Annotated in this window: 14 protein-coding genes; 12 read left to right on the top strand and 2 right to left on the bottom strand. The window is 48.4% G+C overall.

All coding sequences use genetic code 11. The annotated features are described in order from the left end of the window. Positions 1–375: 375 nt before the first annotated feature. The gene (locus tag Q3A88_RS15125; RefSeq protein ID WP_010275738.1) at positions 376–726 is read right to left on the bottom strand and encodes a Mor transcription activator family protein; all 351 of its coding nucleotides are present in this window, start codon (positions 724–726) and stop codon (positions 376–378) included. A 476-nt stretch (positions 727–1,202) separates the two neighbouring features. Then, the gene (locus tag Q3A88_RS15120) at positions 1,203–1,937 is read right to left on the bottom strand and encodes an XRE family transcriptional regulator (RefSeq protein ID WP_039273354.1); all 735 of its coding nucleotides are present in this window, start codon (positions 1,935–1,937) and stop codon (positions 1,203–1,205) included. Between the two features lie 402 nt (positions 1,938–2,339). Here Q3A88_RS15120 and Q3A88_RS15115 point away from each other — a divergent pair, with 402 nt between their 5' ends. The 12 genes from Q3A88_RS15115 (at position 2,340) to Q3A88_RS15060 (ending at position 17,281) form a co-directional block, all read left to right on the top strand. Further along, positions 2,340–2,597, top strand: coding sequence for a hypothetical protein (locus tag Q3A88_RS15115; RefSeq protein WP_039514724.1), 258 nt, complete (start codon positions 2,340–2,342; stop codon positions 2,595–2,597). Positions 2,598–2,990: 393 nt separating this feature from the next. Further along, positions 2,991–5,159, top strand: a complete 2,169-nt coding sequence (locus Q3A88_RS15110) for an EAL domain-containing protein (protein ID WP_317178207.1) — start codon at positions 2,991–2,993, stop codon at positions 5,157–5,159. A 162-nt stretch (positions 5,160–5,321) separates the two neighbouring features. After that, complete coding sequence (locus tag Q3A88_RS15105; RefSeq protein ID WP_039286725.1) at positions 5,322–7,067, top strand: sensor histidine kinase; 1,746 nt, start codon at positions 5,322–5,324, stop codon at positions 7,065–7,067. After that, entirely contained in the window at positions 7,064–7,813 is a 750-nt protein-coding gene (locus tag Q3A88_RS15100) for a LytR/AlgR family response regulator transcription factor (protein ID WP_010275727.1), read from the top strand. The genes Q3A88_RS15105 and Q3A88_RS15100 overlap by 4 nt, the downstream gene beginning before the upstream one ends. Positions 7,814–7,997: 184 nt before the next feature. Next, positions 7,998–9,221, top strand: a complete 1,224-nt coding sequence (locus Q3A88_RS15095) for an OFA family MFS transporter (protein ID WP_110162965.1) — start codon at positions 7,998–8,000, stop codon at positions 9,219–9,221. Positions 9,222–9,441: 220 nt separating this feature from the next. Continuing rightward, entirely contained in the window at positions 9,442–10,779 is a 1,338-nt protein-coding gene (gene ugpB / locus Q3A88_RS15090; protein ID WP_410522768.1) for a sn-glycerol-3-phosphate ABC transporter substrate-binding protein UgpB, read from the top strand. A 30-nt stretch (positions 10,780–10,809) separates the two neighbouring features. Further along, the gene (locus tag Q3A88_RS15085; protein ID WP_317178206.1) at positions 10,810–11,658 is read left to right on the top strand and encodes a glycerophosphodiester phosphodiesterase family protein; all 849 of its coding nucleotides are present in this window, start codon (positions 10,810–10,812) and stop codon (positions 11,656–11,658) included. Positions 11,659–11,822: 164 nt separating this feature from the next. Next, the gene (gene htpX, locus Q3A88_RS15080) at positions 11,823–12,704 is read left to right on the top strand and encodes a protease HtpX (RefSeq protein ID WP_010297866.1); all 882 of its coding nucleotides are present in this window, start codon (positions 11,823–11,825) and stop codon (positions 12,702–12,704) included. A gap of 354 nt (positions 12,705–13,058) precedes the next feature. Next, entirely contained in the window at positions 13,059–14,225 is a 1,167-nt protein-coding gene (gene ogl / locus Q3A88_RS15075; RefSeq protein ID WP_010275714.1) for an oligogalacturonate lyase, read from the top strand. Between the two features lie 214 nt (positions 14,226–14,439). Continuing rightward, positions 14,440–15,231, top strand: coding sequence for a DNA-binding transcriptional regulator KdgR (kdgR, locus tag Q3A88_RS15070; protein WP_010297863.1), 792 nt, complete (start codon positions 14,440–14,442; stop codon positions 15,229–15,231). 258 nt (positions 15,232–15,489) lie between these two features. Next, positions 15,490–15,753 (top strand): YebO family protein, encoded by a 264-nt coding sequence (locus Q3A88_RS15065; RefSeq protein WP_014915260.1) that lies wholly within the window; start codon positions 15,490–15,492, stop codon positions 15,751–15,753. Between the two features lie 127 nt (positions 15,754–15,880). Then, positions 15,881–17,281 (top strand): amino acid permease, encoded by a 1,401-nt coding sequence (locus tag Q3A88_RS15060; RefSeq protein WP_317178205.1) that lies wholly within the window; start codon positions 15,881–15,883, stop codon positions 17,279–17,281. Positions 17,282–17,407: the final 126 nt, after the last annotated feature.

Below are 17,407 nucleotides of genomic sequence, written 5' to 3'. Positions count from 1 at the left end.
CCGGGTCTGTTTGCTCACAAAACGGGCATTTTACCTCAACCGTTGCCATCAGGCTCTTCTTCTAAATATTTAGGAAAACAGATGAACATTCTACCTGACGATCACCGAGTTGAATACGTGACCTAAAAAAGAATGGATACGCAAACGTATCCATTCTATTAATTACCACTTGGTATTATCTTTGAATATCTCTGTCATGTTTCAAACTACGTGTGTGGGCCTGCGCCAGCGTATAGGAATACCTTGCTACATTTGTACAATTCTCATGAATTAGGTTATTTTTTTATTAAAAGCAAAATTATAGTTGTTATTAAATGATCTGTTTTATTGTTTTCTTTTAATTATCACCTGGCTTTTTAATTCATGGCTTTTGCATTATGCCTGAGTGTGCTGTTTTGCCTGTAGTTCCTCTTTTCGCATCGTTCTGACAATTTTATAAATCCATTGCAGCGAGACATTATATTTTTTAGCCAGAGCGCTGTGATTGCGCCCGTCAAACTCTTCATAGATTTGAAGATCGCGTTGAGACGCGCGCCAGGAGATTCCCATCGGGAAATAAACGTTTTGCCCGCCCCATACGGTCATCATATGTTTGGCAACGGCATTACCGACCAGCTCAGCGGTTTGTGGATCTAACTCCGTGACGGTTTTGACCGTATCGGCAACGTGTTGAGAAAGCTCGACCAGAAGCTCAGGACCTTTACTGCGAAATTGTGGCTCAGTCATAAATCACCTTATTGTTATGTGTGTTGTTGCTGACGTGAAAACTGGGTTGTTACCTTTGCAGAGACTTCCCTGCTGCTATGTGTCTATTTAAAACTATAGTTGTTTTCATGTCAACATCTTTAGTTTTAATTTAGGTTGTTTTTGGTTGTAAAAAGAAATGACAACGGAAGGGGCTACACGCAAAAGGGGCCCGATGAGGGACAAAAAAATCCCGCCACAGGGCGGGAAAGGAACAACATAGACAGGGTGAATAACACAACATCAACAAGGGTTGGTGAAACAATAGCACGAGGATTGTATAAAACTGTTGCGCGTAGGTAAGGTTACTTGGGCGGGGGTAAACGTTTTTTAGCGCTGAAACGTTTGTTGATAAAGCGGTTACTCACAACCCTTTTATCGGCATAAAACAAACCGGAGTCCGTATCGGTCCACCGGCTTTGATGAGAAGAAAAGAGAGGGATACCGCGAGTATCGGGCTATAGCAGCACCGAATACCAGAACACGCGGCCAATGATCTCGACGTCAGATTCGTAGGCTTCTTCGTCAGTCTCGCGATTGAAGCTATGGATGACGAGAAGGCCGCCCGGCTTGCGGTACAGTTGTTTGATTCGTTTTAGTTTTTCGTTGCCGCCGCCTTCCTGAGCGATGGCATAGAGCTTTCCATCAATGATGCGTTTGTTGTTAGTATCAACCGCAACGGTGGTTCCATCAGGAATGATGGGTTCCATACTGTCGCCCGCTGCCGGGAAACAAAGAACGCCTGAACCGTCCGTATTTGCACCTACCTTACGCAGCGTCGCTTTGGAGAAACGGAGCTTAAAGCCGTTGTAATCCTCACTTTGAATGCGTCCGTCGCCGCAGGCAAACTCAATATCCTTTAAAAAAGGCACTTCCACCTCGTCCTCTGATAGTTCTGTTGTGCTGTCCCAAGCTGATACGGTGCCCCATTCGGATTTTGGCGGAATGCTGGGTTCCTGGAGTGAGCGAGTGACTTCGCTGCTACGCATTGGGTCTTCGCCGTTTGCCAGCCATTCAGGGCGAACATGTAGTGCATTGGAAAGCTCAACAATTTTGGTTGTCTGCGACGCTTTCCCCACCTCGATCTTCTGTATGGCGGCCTGAGATACGCCAATCATGTCGCCAAGTGCTTTTTGGCTAAGCCCTTGTGCAGTTCTGGCGGTCTTTAATCGTTCTGCAAGTGTTGTTTTCATTCGTTTAATGTACAATCTAGGTTGTTATTTATCAAGCGGGTATTAATCTTGTTTAAAAAAAGCCACCGCCGTTCGTCATTAGCACGAATAATAATTGCACATGAATACAACTTTAAATACGACTAAAGTTGTTATTCTATGACGTTAATCCTGCATGACTGGATGAGATAACGTCGGCATCCCTAAGCGCTATCGCTCGATTATCAAAAAACCTAATAAGTATCAGTCAGTCATAGCATCGCCTTATTCCACCCCCTGATTTGCTTTAAACGTGTGAGTCACTTGATCTAAATCACAATCTGGCCGTATGTATTTTGCTTTTATGGAAATCCCGCTGTGGGAAATATAACCAATAAATTCGTTTCATTAAGCATACGCATGACTGCGTGTCGCGGAGGATGTATGTCTGTAATTCGCACGTGTTTAAGTCTGTTTGGTGGTGATACGGTAATTGTTCGGTGTACAAATACATTTGAAGTGCAAATGAGCAGTAGCGAACAGGAAACCATGACTGAAGAAAATAGTGCTACGCAGGATTCTATTTGCCGTCATGCGGAAGGCGAAGTGTATTTAACGGTGCCTTATACCGGGATTTGGGATGTCGTGATCCGAGCAAAAAACGATACACCTGAGCATTCAATAACCTATTTTCCTGCCTGATGACACTCTGGTTGGTTATATTCTGTTAATAACTTGATAATACGTTGTCGTTATCCGGTCATGAGTATTTGAATATACCAACCTTTCCCTTCCTTTTCTTCCCTCATTGCTCAACGTTGTGAGTGCGTCGGTATCTTTCTATTTCGCTTTTCATCTATTATCTTAATTGATGCTTCCACTTGTTATTATTAATGATTCGCAGGGGTGATAGAGTCTGGATCTTTTGCCATACTCATACTCAGCCACCATGCATCTTGACTCTTGGCAAGATAGGGTACTTTGTTTGCTAACGTTTGGCTTGCTGTTCTTATCGTGCTCATTGCTGCAACATTTTGGATTTATAGCTAAATTTTTGTCTAATCTGAACATTAATACGATGGGAGGGGGGAACCCATGAGTCGTGCCCCAATAAGCAAAGATGAAGACAAACGTCTTGCTGCTCTTCGTGAGTATGGAATTAAGAACGTATTATTCGACCCGGGTCTGAGTAACCTGATTAGTCTGGCCGCTAACATCTTCAGCGTGCCTATCGTTTTGGTGTCGTTGGTCGAGGCTGAACGTCAACTGTTTGCCGCCAGCGTGGGTGTTCCTTTTTGCGAAACGCCTCGCGATATCTCTTTTTGCGCGCATACGATCCTAAAGAAAAAGATCATGGTAGTGCCCGATGCCCTTAAGGATGCCCGTTTTAAAAATAACCCACTGGTTGTAGGCGTTCCCTACATTCGTTTTTATGCTGGCATTCCATTAATTACACCGTCTGGGCATGCCATCGGCACCTTGTGCATTATCGATTTGAAACCCAGAGCGACATTCACTAAACGTGATGAGCATAATTTGCAAGATCTGGCTTCATTAGTCATGGACAAGCTGGAAATGCGACGTCTGGAACTGGCGCGTAAAGCCAGTCAGGTGCGTTTTGAAAATATTGCCAATACCTCGCCCGATACCATTTTGTGCGTTAATGAGAAGGGGATGATCACCTTCTGGAATACCGCAGCGGAACACATGCTGCAATATCCTGACGAGGAAATTATTGGCCGCAGTATTAATACCATCGTGCCTGATGCCTTTGTCGTGCAGCTCGATCATCTGATCACCGATCGGGATTCGATGATGAAAGGCGTGACGCTGGAACTGAACGTACAAGCCAAAAGCGGTTGTCTGGTTCCAGTCGAATTGTCGGTTTCGATGTGGGAAGACAACGACAATGTGAGCTATGGCGCGATATTGCGTGACATTACAGAACGGCGACGCAATGAAGAGCGGCTGTTCTTACTCGCGCATCTGGATCCACTAACCGGATTGGCAAACCGTACGCTGCTGACATCCAATCTGGAAACTGCACTCAAGAATGAACCTGCGGTTTGTATCATGATGGTCGATCTGGACGGGTTTAAGGATGTGAATGACAGCCTGGGGCATTCCTGCGGCGATCATATTCTGGTACATGTCGCCAAAAAAATAAAAGCCACGGTTCGCTCCGGTGATGTTGTTGCGCGAATGGGCGGGGACGAGTTTGCGCTACTGTTTCCTGGCCTGAGTGACAAAAAGGTCGCGGGCAAAATTGCTGAGCAAATCATCCATGAAATTTCTCAGGCGATGATTATTGACGATCATCAAATCAATATTAGTGCCAGTATCGGTGCGGTGCTGTACCCAGAATACGGGCTGACCGTGCAGGACCTGTTGACCAGCGCGGATCTCGCGCTGTATCAGGCGAAATCTGAAGGCCGAAACTGCTACCGCTTTTTTACACGCGAGCTGCTTGAGGTCTTTCAGGCTAAGCATGCCTTCCAGTTAGAATTTGTGCGCGCTTACGAGCAGCATGAGTTTGAGATGTTCTACCAGCCACAGGTCAAACTGGCGACGAATGAGATTGTTGGTGCCGAGGCACTGCTGCGCTGGCGTCATCCGGAAAGAGGACTGCTTAGCCCCGCGGCATTTCTTACCGCACTGGAAAACGGTCCGTGGGCAGAACGCGTCGGGGATTGGATCGTCGAAACGGCATGCAGGCAGGCGGCGGAATGGAGCCAGGCGAGTGACAGCTATTTTCGTATCAGCATCAATCTTTTCAGCGCACAGTTTCGTACCGGTATGTTGGCGCAAAAGATTATGGATATTCTTGCGCGTACCGGGTTACAGCCCAGTTCGCTGGAGCTGGAAATCACGGAAAATATCATCCTGCGTTACGATGAAAGCATGCTACAGCCGTTAAATACGCTACGTGAAGCGGGAATCGGTATTGCCTTTGATGATTATGGAACGGGCTATGCGTCGCTCAGTATGCTTAAAAACTACCCGGTAACTCGGCTGAAAATCGATCAAACTTTTGTTCGAACCATGTGCGAGTCTCCGCCAGATGCGGCGATTGTTCGAGCGATCCTGTATCTCGGGAAAAGTTTCGGCCTGGGTGTGATTGCTGAGGGTGTGGAAACCTTAGAGCAGAGCGAGCGTCTGCGGGGTAAAGGGTGTGAGGAAGCACAGGGATATCTGTTTGGGCATCCGATGCCTGCCGAGGAATTCACCCAGTTGCTGAAACTGAATAAGCCAATAGACGTGTAAGCAAGATAGACGAACAGCGTTTTTACCATCCTGCCTTACCAGAAAGCCAGCGTTCGCTGGCTTTCATACTTTGCATTCTCCGCGCGCTTCACAGACTAAAAAGTGGAATCTGGATCACATTTTTTCTATAGTGCTGGCTCGTAACCCAGTACCGGATGTCCCGTGCACGAAATATTTGAGATGCTCCTTGCGGTCTTCGACCGCGCCGCGCTGATGCTGATTTGTCTGTTTTTCCTGACAAGAACGCGTCAGTTCCGGCAATTACTGCAAAAAGAGCAGCACTCGCCAGGAGAGCGGGTGACAGTGACGGCCATCTTTTCGCTGTTTGCGCTGTTTGGTACGTATTCCGGCATTAATGTTGAAGGGTCGCTCGTCAACGTGCGCGTGATTGCCGTGATGTCCGGCGGTATTCTCTTCGGTCCTTGGGTAGGCATTGCGACCGGTATCATTGCGGGAGCGCATCGTTACCTCATTGATATCGATGGCATCACCTCCGTCCCTTGCCTGATTACCAGCATCATCGCGGGTATCACTTCCGGCTACATCAATAAGAAAGTCAAAAAAGAACAGCAGTGGAGCATCGGGATTCTGGGCGGCATGCTGTGTGAGTCGTTAACCATGTTGCTGGTTGTGGCATGGGCGACGCCGATTGAATTAGGGCTGGATATTGTTTCAAAAATTGCAGTGCCGATGATTCTTGGTTCCGTCTGTATTGGCCTGATCGTTCTGCTGGTGCAAAGCGTGGCGAATGAAAAAGAGGTCATTGCCGCCAGGCAGGCCAAACTCGCGCTGGATATCGCACACAAGACACTGCCGTATTTCCGCAATATCAACAGCGATTCATTGACGGCTATTTGTAGGATCATTCGGACTGAAATTAATGCAGATGCGGTGGCAATAACGAACACGCAGCACATTCAGGCGTATGTGGGAATTGGGGAAGAAAAGTATAATATCGGCCACGACATTATCAGCCCAATGACGCAGCAGGCGATTCATGACGGGAAAATCATCATTAAGAATAATGATGAACAGCACCTGACGCCGGAAATCCATTCGATGATCGTCATCCCGCTGTGGGAACACGGGCAGGTAACCGGCACGCTGAAAATCTATTATCGCCATGCACATAAAATTACCTATTCATTACGCGTGATGGCCGTCGGTTTATCGCAAATCATGTCAACGCAAATTGAAGTGTCCCGCACAGAGCAACTGCGTGATATGGCAAATAAAGCAGAACTGAGAGCGCTGCAAAGTAAGATCAATCCGCACTTTCTTTTTAATGCGCTGAATGCGATTTCCTCATCTATTCGTATTAATCCCGATACCGCGCGCCAGCTGGTGATCAATCTGTCCCGCTATTTGCGCTATAACCTCGAACTTAACGATGATGCGCTGATCGATATAAAGAAAGAGCTGTACCAAATTCAGGATTATATCGCGATTGAGCAGGCGCGGTTCGGTGCCAAGCTAACGGTGATTTACGATATCGACGACGATTTAGCGTACAAAATCCCCAGCTTGTTAATTCAGCCGCTGGTCGAAAACGCGATTGTGCACGGTATTCAGCCTTGCAGAGGCAAAGGAACTGTGGTGCTGTCCGTGAAGGAGCAGGGCGATAAGCTACTGGTCGCGGTAAAAGATACGGGTAATGGTATTAGTCAGGAAACGATGGATCGCGTTGCGCGCAATGAATTACCAGGGAATAGAATTGGTCTGTTGAATGTCCATCACCGGGTTCGCTTGCTCTATGGCGATGGGCTGCATATTCGCCGCCTGGAACCGGGGACCGAGATTTATTTCTACATTCCACGAGAAGATAAAACCCCGTCGGCGTTGCCGGATGCCATTCAGGTGCCACAACCGGGATATTCTGCTGCTGAACAAACAGGAGGCAACCCATGAAAGCCATTATTGTTGAAGATGAGTTCCTCGCGCAGCAAGAGCTGAGTTACCTCATCAAACAGCACAGTGATATTACGATTGAGGCGACATTTGATGACGGGCTGGATGTACTGAAATATCTGCAACATAACGACGTCGATGCGATCTTTTTGGATATCAATATCCCCTCATTAGATGGTGTCTGGCTGGCGCAAAATATCAGCAAATTCGCGCATAAGCCTTACATCATTTTTATTACGGCGTACAAAGAACATGCGGTTGAGGCGTTTGAAGTCGAAGCCTTCGATTACATTCTCAAGCCGTATCATGAATCGCGTATCGTCACGATGCTGCGTAAGCTGGAAACGACATGGCAACAGCGACAAATGGCTCCTGCTGTTGAAACGGGCGTGCCTTCTGGTGCCCCGAGAAGTGCGCAGCACACCATTAACCTGATGAAAGACGAACGGATTATCGTCACGGATATTAACAATATCTACTATGCGGCCGCGCAGGAAAAGGTCACGCTGGTTTATACCCGGCGTGAGGAATTCATCATGCCGATGAATATTACGGAATTTTGCAGCCGCTTGCCGGAAGAGTACTTCTTCCGTTGCCATCGTTCTTACTGCGTCAACCTGACGAAAATCCGTGAAATTGTGCCGTGGTTTAACAATACCTATATTCTGCGATTGAACGATCTGGATTTTGAAGTCCCGGTAAGTCGAAGCAAGATAAAGGCGTTCAGGTCATTGATGCGTCTTTAACGGCATTTCATTCCGCGTTTCAGGCATCTCATTCCCCATTCGAACAACCACTGTCAGCCCGCTTGTATACTGGCCTCAGCCCATAAGCTGACAGTGTTTTGATGGATTTTCTCTTCTCCACATCAGCTTATATTTTTTAGCGTACCGAGTGAATCGGACCAATTTTTGATGTAGGGGAAAACCCATGAATACCAAACCAGTTAATCGGGGATTAATTGTCCTCGGTACGATCATCACCCAAATGGGACTCGGCACGATTTACACCTGGAGTTTATTCAACCAGCCGCTGGTGGACAAATTTGGCTGGACGCTGAGCTCCGTTGCGACGACGTTTTCCATTACCAGTTTCTGTCTGGCCTTTGCCACGCTGTTTGCCGGTAAATTTCAGGAGCGTATTGGTCTGCGCCGCTTAACGATGATCGCTGGTATCGCGCTGGGTGCGGGTCTGATGGCGAGTGCAGTAAGCCCGTCGCTGACGCTGATTTATCTGCTGATGGGCGTTGTTGTCGGTTTTGCGGACGGCACGGCATACATCACGACGCTGTCCAATCTGATCAAATGGTTCCCTAATCGAAAAGGGTTGATTGCGGGCATTTCTGTTGGTGCCTTTGGTACCGGAAGCCTGCTGTTCAAATACGTAAACAGCTTTTTGATTGCGGAAGTCGGTGTGTCAGAAGCCTTTTTCTACTGGGGCATTATTGTCATGGCGATGATTCTGGTTGGTAGCTCACTGCTGAAAGAACCTGCTGCAGTACCGGTTCAACAGGTTGCGGTTCAGGGGCAGGCGCGTGATTTCTCGCTGGCTGAAATGTTGGCGACCAAAGAATCGTATTTGCTGTTTATTATCTTCTTCACTGCGTGCATGAGCGGCCTGTATTTGATTGGCATTGTGAAAGATATCGGTGTGCAAATGGCCGGAATGGATATGGCAATGGCGGCCAATGCCGTGTCTGCGATTGCGATTTTTAATACCGTTGGACGGATTGTGCTTGGCGCGCTTTCCGATAATGTCGGACGTATGCGGGTGATCAGTTTTACCCTGTTCGTGACGATTCTGGCGGTGTCAGTGATGACATTCCTGCCGCTTAATCCGCTTCTGTTCTTTACCTGTGTCAGCGCCATTGCCTTCTGTTTTGGCGGTAATATCACGGTGTTCCCGGCGATTGTTGGCGACTTCTTTGGCCTGAAAAATCACAGCAAAAACTACGGCGTGATTTATCAGGGGTTCGGTATCGGTGCATTGTCTGGCTCGTTTATCGCCGCTCAGCTTGGAGGCTTCCAGGCTACCTTTATGGCCATCATCATTATGTCTGTCGTTTCGCTGCTGATCACTCTGTGGGTTAAACCACCGAAACATCAGCCCGTTGCTGCTTCAATGCGTACGGATATGGCACACGCACAGAGCTAACCGAAGACCGTGGCGGGCAGTCGAAGGGCTGTCCGCCACAACATTTTTCTGACATAAGGTTTTTCTGCCACACGATTTCCCCTCTCTTACCTGCTGAAATATCGCGATACAGTTCATCACCTTCCCAGTCATCTACGTGTCACAGGCGAACTCTAGCGTCATTATCAGCACACCTTTTTCCTAAAAAACGCGATTTTTAAATCGTACCGGAGAAAACATCATGATGATTCGGTTTAGGTGCACGTCTGTTTTTTTGATGCTGTTAAGTGTGGTCTTGCTCATTCCGCTGTCTGCCAGGGCGGCGGTTGAGCTGACGTTTTGGCATAGCATGGACAGCAACCTGAACACGGAATTAATACGGCTGGTCAACCGGTTTAATGAATCTCAGACGGTGTACCACGTTGAGCCTATCTACAAAGGTAGCTATGAACAGACGCTGGCCGCTGGCATTGCCGCTTATCGCACGGGTAACGCGCCGGATATTTTGCAGGTTTATGATGTCGGTACACCGAATATGATGCACAGCGGGGCGATTATCCCTGTGTTCGATCTGTTCAATCAGGTTGGTATCGATAATGACGAAAAAGCCTTCTTGCCTGCGGTGGGACTGTTTTACAGCGACAGTCAGACCGGACACCTGATTTCCCAACCGTTCAACAGTTCCACCCCCGTTCTCTACTACAACAAAGATGCGTTTATTAAAGCGGGGCTCGATCCTGATAAGCCGCCACGCACCTGGAATGAACTGGCATACGACGCGATGCGGCTACGCGAGAGCGGAATGACATGCGGTTATACGAATGCAGGACAGCAGGGTTGGATATTACTGGAAGCCTTTAGCGTGTGGAATGGATTGCCGATTGCGACGAAAAACAATGGCTTCGATGGTGTCGACGCGCATCTGTTGGTAAATGGCCCGTTGCAGGTCGCCCACATCACCCAGCTTGCGGAGATGATGAAGAAGAAGGCGTTCAGCTATTTCGGCCGCAATGATGAAGGCACTACACGCTTTTATAACGGTGACTGCGGCATATTGACCACTTCATCGGGTGGACTACGCAAGATTCAGAACTATGCCAAATTTCACTACGGTGTAGGCATGCTGCCTTACAGCGAGGAAGCGAAAGGCGCACCGCAGAATACGTTCATCGGAGGGGCAAGCCTTTGGGTCATGAAAGGGAAAGCAGCATCGCATTATCAAGGGATCGCTGAATTCCTGCATTTCCTCACGTTGCCGGAAAATGCCGCCGAATGGCATCAGATGACGGGCTATTTACCCGTGACACAACCTGCTTACGAACTCACGCGCGATCAGGGATTTTATGCCCGATACCCCGGCAGCGATGTTGCGTTGAAACAACTCACTAATAAACCGCCACTGCCTTATACGCGCGGGTTCCGCTTGGGCAACATGCCACAAATTCGCACCATCATGGATGAAGAACTGGAGAAGGTCTGGGCAGAGCAAGAAACGCCGCAGCAGGCGCTGGACAATGTGGTTTCTCGGGGCGATCTCCTGTTGCAGCATTTCGCGCAGTCGGTTTCCCGTCACTCGTGACATTTCCCGTTTATTTGGAGTTTTCGACAGATGACAAGGCAAAATAGAGGCATAACTCAGGACGTAATTGCGGCGCAAAACGCGACGGTTCTGGCAGTAGCGCATCGTGGCGTTTGGGATTCGGCACCGGAAAATTCGTTGGCGGCGCTGCGTGAGGCGATTCGTCTGGGCGTTGATATCGTGGAGATGGATGCGCAATTGACGGCTGATAGCCACGTTGTCGTGATTCATGATGATACGCTCGATCGCACGAGCGATATGAGCGGCTGCATTGGCAAGATGACGCTGGCGGAGATTCGTCAGGCACGTCTACGCGGGAGCGATGGCGGTTCTGCATGGCCATTGAGCAACGAAAAAGTCCCGTTATTGTATGAAGTTCTCGAAGAAGCGCGAGGACGTATTGTCATCAATGTGGATGTCAAACATGAGCAGGAATTTGGTGTGATCGCCCGCGATATCCGTGATAAAGGCCTGAGTGCTGGCGCGATCATGAAAAGCCCGGTTGATCTTGCCGCTGCCCGTTTTCCCATTGCCTCACCGTCGCGGGATACCCAGGTTCCCTACATGCCGATGATCCACCTCAAACGTGGGAAAACCGTCGATATTTTGCGACAGATTGATGATATTGGCGTCGGCATTGTGGAAGCCAATTTTGATCATATTGATGCGGTGACCGAAGCGTATGCCGAGTTCCAACGGCTTGGAGTTCGGATTTGGGTGAACACGCTGGATTGCTCGCATTCACTCGACTATAGCGACACGCGAGCCTTAGCCGAACCTGACGCCGTATGGGGCGCATTAATTCGCGCGGGGGTGGGGGCGGTTCAGGTGGATCACGCTGCCGAATTTGTCGAGTTCCGGTCAACGTTGTTGCGCTGACATATCAGGATTGACAGCAGGCAGGATGCCGCTTTCCTTTTGAAAAGTGTAAAGTTATGTGGATTTAGTAACTGAAAAGTTAAGAATGCTTGAAAATGCCACGGCAACCCATACGATGTAGGTGTTGCAAACTTTATCTTTCTGCAAGAGGAAATCAGACCTTTATGATGCGTATTGCGCTTTTCCTGATCACCAACCTGGCGGTGATGTTGGTTTTCGGGCTGGTACTCAGCCTGACGGGAATTCAGTCCAGCAGTGTCCAGGGCTTAATGATTATGGCTGGGCTGTTTGGCTTTGGCGGTGCGTTTGTTTCACTGCTGATGTCTAAATGGATGGCGTTACGGTCCGTTGGCGGTGAAGTCATTGAACAACCACGTAACGAAACTGAACGATGGCTGATGGAAACGGTTCGTTCACAGTCACAGCAGGCTGGGATCGCGATGCCACAGGTCGCAATCTACCATGCACCGGACATCAATGCGTTCGCAACGGGAGCCCGTCGTGATGCGTCGCTGGTGGCCGTGAGTACTGGTTTACTGCAAAACATGAGCCGTGATGAAGCGGAAGCTGTTATCGCGCATGAGATTAGCCACATCGCGAATGGCGACATGGTAACGATGACGTTGGTTCAGGGGATCGTAAACACCTTCGTTATCTTTATCTCTCGTCTTATCGCGCAAGTCGTTTCCGGTTTCCTTTCCGGCAACCGTGACGAAGGCGAAAGCAGTAACGGTAACCCGCTGGTTTACTTTGCTGTCGCCACCGTGCTGGAACTGGTGTTTGGTATTCTTGCCAGCATCATCACCATGTGGTTCTCACGCTACCGTGAATTCCATGCGGATGCCGGTTCAGCCAAGCTGGTGGGGCGTGAGAAAATGATAGCTGCATTGCAGCGTCTGAAGACTAGCTATGAGCCGCAGGAAGAGAGCAGCATGATGGCTTTCTGCATTAACGGAAAATCGAAGTCCTTCAGCGAACTGTTCATGTCACACCCGCCGTTGGATAAGCGTATTGAAGCGCTGCGCTCCGGCGAATACCTGAAGTAATTTACGATATTATCTTCTACCGTTATCTTCCCAAAGGCCCATTCGGGCCTTTGTTATTTCTGCTTTTATTGGTTCATCGCTCCTGCGTTTTCTCCGCCCCAATGTTTTCATTAGATCTGAAACAGGTGGTGAAAATATGAAGAATGTTTTATAAAATAAAACCACGATCACGGAAAAATGAAACATTGTTTCTATAATGCCGATATAACAGGCGTCTCGCGTGAGATTGGTGGCCTGATTTTTGAACAACCGGTGTCGGGATGACCGATTTATCGGGCGATCGAAATGTCAGGTTATCGAAGAGTATGCGCGTGTGGCGTCAGATTCTTCATGATAAGTTCTAAGGATTTACGGATGGCCAAAGGTAACAAGATCCCCCTAACGTTTCATACCTACCAGGATTCAGCAACCGGCACCGAAGTTGTGCGCTTAACCCCGCCCGATGTTATCTGCCATCGCAACTATTTCTACCAGAAGTGTTTCTTCAATGACGGCAGCAAGCTGCTGTTTGGTGCTGCATTTGATGGCCCGTGGAATTACTATCTGCTGGATTTAAAAGAGCAGAGCGCCACGCAACTGACGGAAGGCAAAGGTGACAACACCTTCGGTGGCTTCCTGTCTCCGAATGACGATGCGCTGTATTACGTTAAAAATACCCGTAATCTGATGCGTGTCGATCTGGCTACGCTGGAAGAGAAAACGATTTATCAGGTGCCTGACGATTGGGTCGGCTACGGTACCTGGGTTGCCAACTCCGATTGCACCAAAATGGTCGGAATTGAGATCAAAAAAGAGGACTGGAAGCCACTGACCGATTGGAAAAAATTCCAGGAATTCTATTTCACCAATCCTTGCTGTCGTCTGATTCGCGTCGATTTGATAACGGGCGAAGCGGAGACTATCCTTCAGGAAAACCAGTGGCTGGGTCACCCAATCTACCGTCCGGGTGATGACAACACGGTGGCTTTCTGCCACGAAGGTCCACATGACCTGGTTGATGCGCGTATGTGGTTCATCAATGAAGATGGCACCAACATGCGTAAAGTGAAAGAGCATGCGGAAGGCGAAAGCTGCACCCACGAATTCTGGGTTCCAGATGGCTCAGCGATGATTTACGTCTCTTACCTTAAAGACGATACCAATCGCTACATCCGCAGCATCGATCCGGTTACTCTGGAAGATCGCCAACTGCGCGTCATGCCGCCGTGTTCTCACCTGATGAGTAACTATGATGGTACGCTGCTGGTGGGTGATGGTTCCGATGCGCCGGTCGACGTGCAGGACGATGGCGGTTACAAAATTGAGAACGATCCGTTCCTGTATGTTTTCAATCTGAAAACAGGCAAAGAACATCGCATTGCACAGCACAATACATCTTGGGACGTGTTGGAAGGCGACCGTCAGGTTACTCACCCACATCCTTCCTTTACGCCGGATAATAAACAAGTTCTGTTTACTTCTGACGTAGATGGAAAGCCTGCGCTGTATCTGGCGAAGGTTCCTGATTCAGTCTGGCACTAATAATACTAATAAGTCCGCGTCACATTTTATGGCGCGGATTATTTTAAAATATTTTCTTACATATTATTTTATTAAGTCTCTGACGCGGTTATTTCTCAAACTTAACTTGATTATCGTTATTGCTCCATTGCCATAATCAAAGCGTTCCCTTTATACTAAAACCATTGTTCTATTTTTTTTAAAACAAAAAAACCTGAGTAGGGTAACCACAAAAATGGCTAGTGCAGATTTAGATAAACAACCCGATTCCGTGTCGTCCGTTTTAAAGGTTTTTGGTATTTTACAGGCATTAGGTGAAGAGAGAGAAATTGGTATTACCGAGCTTTCTCAGCGAGTCATGATGTCCAAGAGTACCGTTTACCGCTTCTTGCAGACGATGAAATCCCTGGGCTATGTTGCGCAGGAAGGTGAATCAGAGAAATATTCGCTGACGCTCAAGTTGTTTGAACTTGGGGCAAAAGCATTGCAGAACGTAGATTTAATCCGCAGTGCGGATATACAGATGCGTGAGTTGTCTGCACTAACGCGGGAAACGATCCACCTTGGCGCGTTGGATGAAGACGGCATCGTTTATATCCACAAGATTGATTCGATGTATAACCTGCGTATGTATTCACGCATTGGCCGTCGCAATCCGCTGCACAGTACCGCAATTGGTAAAGTGCTGTTGGCATGGCGCGATCGCAGCGAAGTGGAAGAGGTTCTGTCGACCGTCGAATTCACTCGCAGTACGCCACACACGCTGTGCTCTGCTGAAGCGCTTCTCAACCAATTGGATGTCGTGCGTGAGCAAGGCTACGGAGAAGACAACGAAGAGCAAGAAGAAGGGTTGCGTTGTATCGCCGTGCCAGTATTCGATCGCTTTGGCGTGGTGATTGCGGGCCTCAGTATTTCTTTCCCAACAATTCGTTTTTCAGAAGAAAACAAACACGAATATGTCGCTACGCTGCACACCGCAGCCAGAAATATCTCTGAGCAAATGGGCTACCACGATTACCCTTTCTGATATTTGCTATCAATGCCTGAGCCTGTCCTTGCCGACAGGCTTTTTTTATGGCGAGCCATCTCTGGCTGTCACTCTGCGGGCCGTCGCAAGCGACGTTGAAAAACGTTCCCCACGTTTTTTTATTTTTGTACCAACACGATAGCGATGCGCATCAACATGATGTGGATAACAGATAGGGTTGGGTATCGAACTTGGCTATGCCACGGTGGTAAGATAGCTCACAGGTACCTGTCATAAGTGGTTATAAGTGGAGTCGTTGTGAACATATTAGAAGTGGTTTTTGTCTTGCTGATTGTGCTGCTGGCCGCGCTGGTCTGGTTTTTTGTTAATCGGGCGAGTGTCAGAGCGAATGAGCAAGTGAAATTGCTGCAGGAAATCGTAGAGCAGCAACGCCAGCAGTTAGCGTTATTGAAAAAATTGCTGCCCCAGAATGCAGAGAAAAGTGAGCCTGAGACGCTTGCCGCTGAGCGCGATCGTGATGATGTGGAGTTAACGTTTAAAAGTGTCATCCCGGAACGTTAATGGCTCAATCACTGTGTAACGCGTAAAACACCTATCCCTTTGCCTGCTTACGTCATCCTTCATGCTGATGGCGTAAGCAGGCATTGTTATAAAATGAAGAAGGCTTTACAGGAAGCACAAAAACAACATGGCAAATGCTCAAAACAACATAGCAAACGATCAACAGGAATTGGTTCTAAAACGAGGGTTAAAGAATCGACATATTCAACTGATTGCGCTGGGTGGCGCGATTGGTACCGGTTTATTTTTAGGAATATCGCAGACTATCCAAATGGCAGGGCCGTCCGTTTTATTGGGCTATGCGATTGCTGGAATGATTGCGTTTCTGATTATGCGGCAGTTGGGTGAGATGGTGGTGGAGGAGCCGGTAGCGGGTTCGTTTAGCCATTTTGCCTATAAGTACTGGGGCGACTTTGCCGGCTTTCTGGCTGGCTGGAACTACTGGGCGATGTTTATTCTGGTAGGGATGGCAGAACTAACAGCCGTGGGAATTTATATTCAATACTGGTGGCCTGAAACGCCAACCTGGCTGTCCGCCGCGATATTCTTTGTGCTGATCAACCTTATCAATCTGGTTAATGTGCGGATGTTTGGGGAAACGGAATTCTGGTTTGCCCTGATCAAAGTGCTTGCCATCGTTGGGATGATTGTCTTCGGCAGTTGGCTGCTGCTAAGTGGCAATGGCGGCGAAACGGCAACGGTGCGTAACTTATGGATCCATGGCGGATTCATGCCAAATGGCGCAAGCGGATTGATCATGGCGATGGCGGTGATCATGTTTTCATTCGGCGGTCTGGAATTGGTGGGTATTACCGCTGCCGAAGCGGCCGAACCGAAGCGTTCTATTCCGCAGGCGACCAATCAGGTGGTTTATCGCATCCTGATTTTCTATATCGGCGCGCTGTCTATTTTGTTATCGCTTTATCCGTGGGGAAAGGTTGTCGATGGCGGGAGTCCGTTTGTCCTGATTTTCCATGCGCTGAATAGCAATATGGTGGCGAACATACTTAATATCGTCGTGCTAACGGCGGCGTTATCGGTTTATAACAGCGGCGTGTACTGCAATAGCCGGATGCTTTACGGTTTGGCAAAACAGGGAAATGCGCCGAAATCTCTCGCGAAGGTCAACGCGCGTGGTGTTCCCGTTCGTTCTATCGTGCTGTCAGCATTAGCAACATCGTTTGGAGTGGCGATCAACTATCTGATGCCAGGCAAAGCCTTTGAACTGTTGATGGCGCTGGTGGTGTCGACGCTGGTGATTAACTGGATCATGATCTGCTTTGCGCACCTGCGCTTCCGTCAGGCGATGATTGAGAAGGGCATTGTTCCTGCGTTTAAAGCCTTCTGGTATCCGTGGGGTAACTACCTGTGTCTGGCGTTTCTGGCGGGGATTCTGGTGATTATGCTGCTGTCGCCAGGAATTCGCATTTCGGTCATCTTAATTCCGCTCTGGATTGCCGTTATTTGGCTTGGTTTCCGATTCTCCCGCAAAAATAATGCAGCGATGAAGTCGGTACAGACACAGTAACTCCCCGTTGCCTGTTCATCACGATGCAAAGATGAACAGGCCACTATCCGGCTTTAACACACCACTTATAAGGTGTATTATTGCCCCGACGTTATCCATGTCACGCTAATGCGCACCTTTAGTGTT

Source organism: Pectobacterium sp. HCp5_1 (assembly GCF_032905925.1).
GTDB classification, from domain to species: Bacteria; Pseudomonadota; Gammaproteobacteria; order Enterobacterales; family Enterobacteriaceae; genus Pectobacterium; species Pectobacterium brasiliense_A.
The sequence above is the reverse complement of the archived record's forward strand: the minus strand, read 5'-3'. Positions and strand labels throughout refer to the sequence as shown.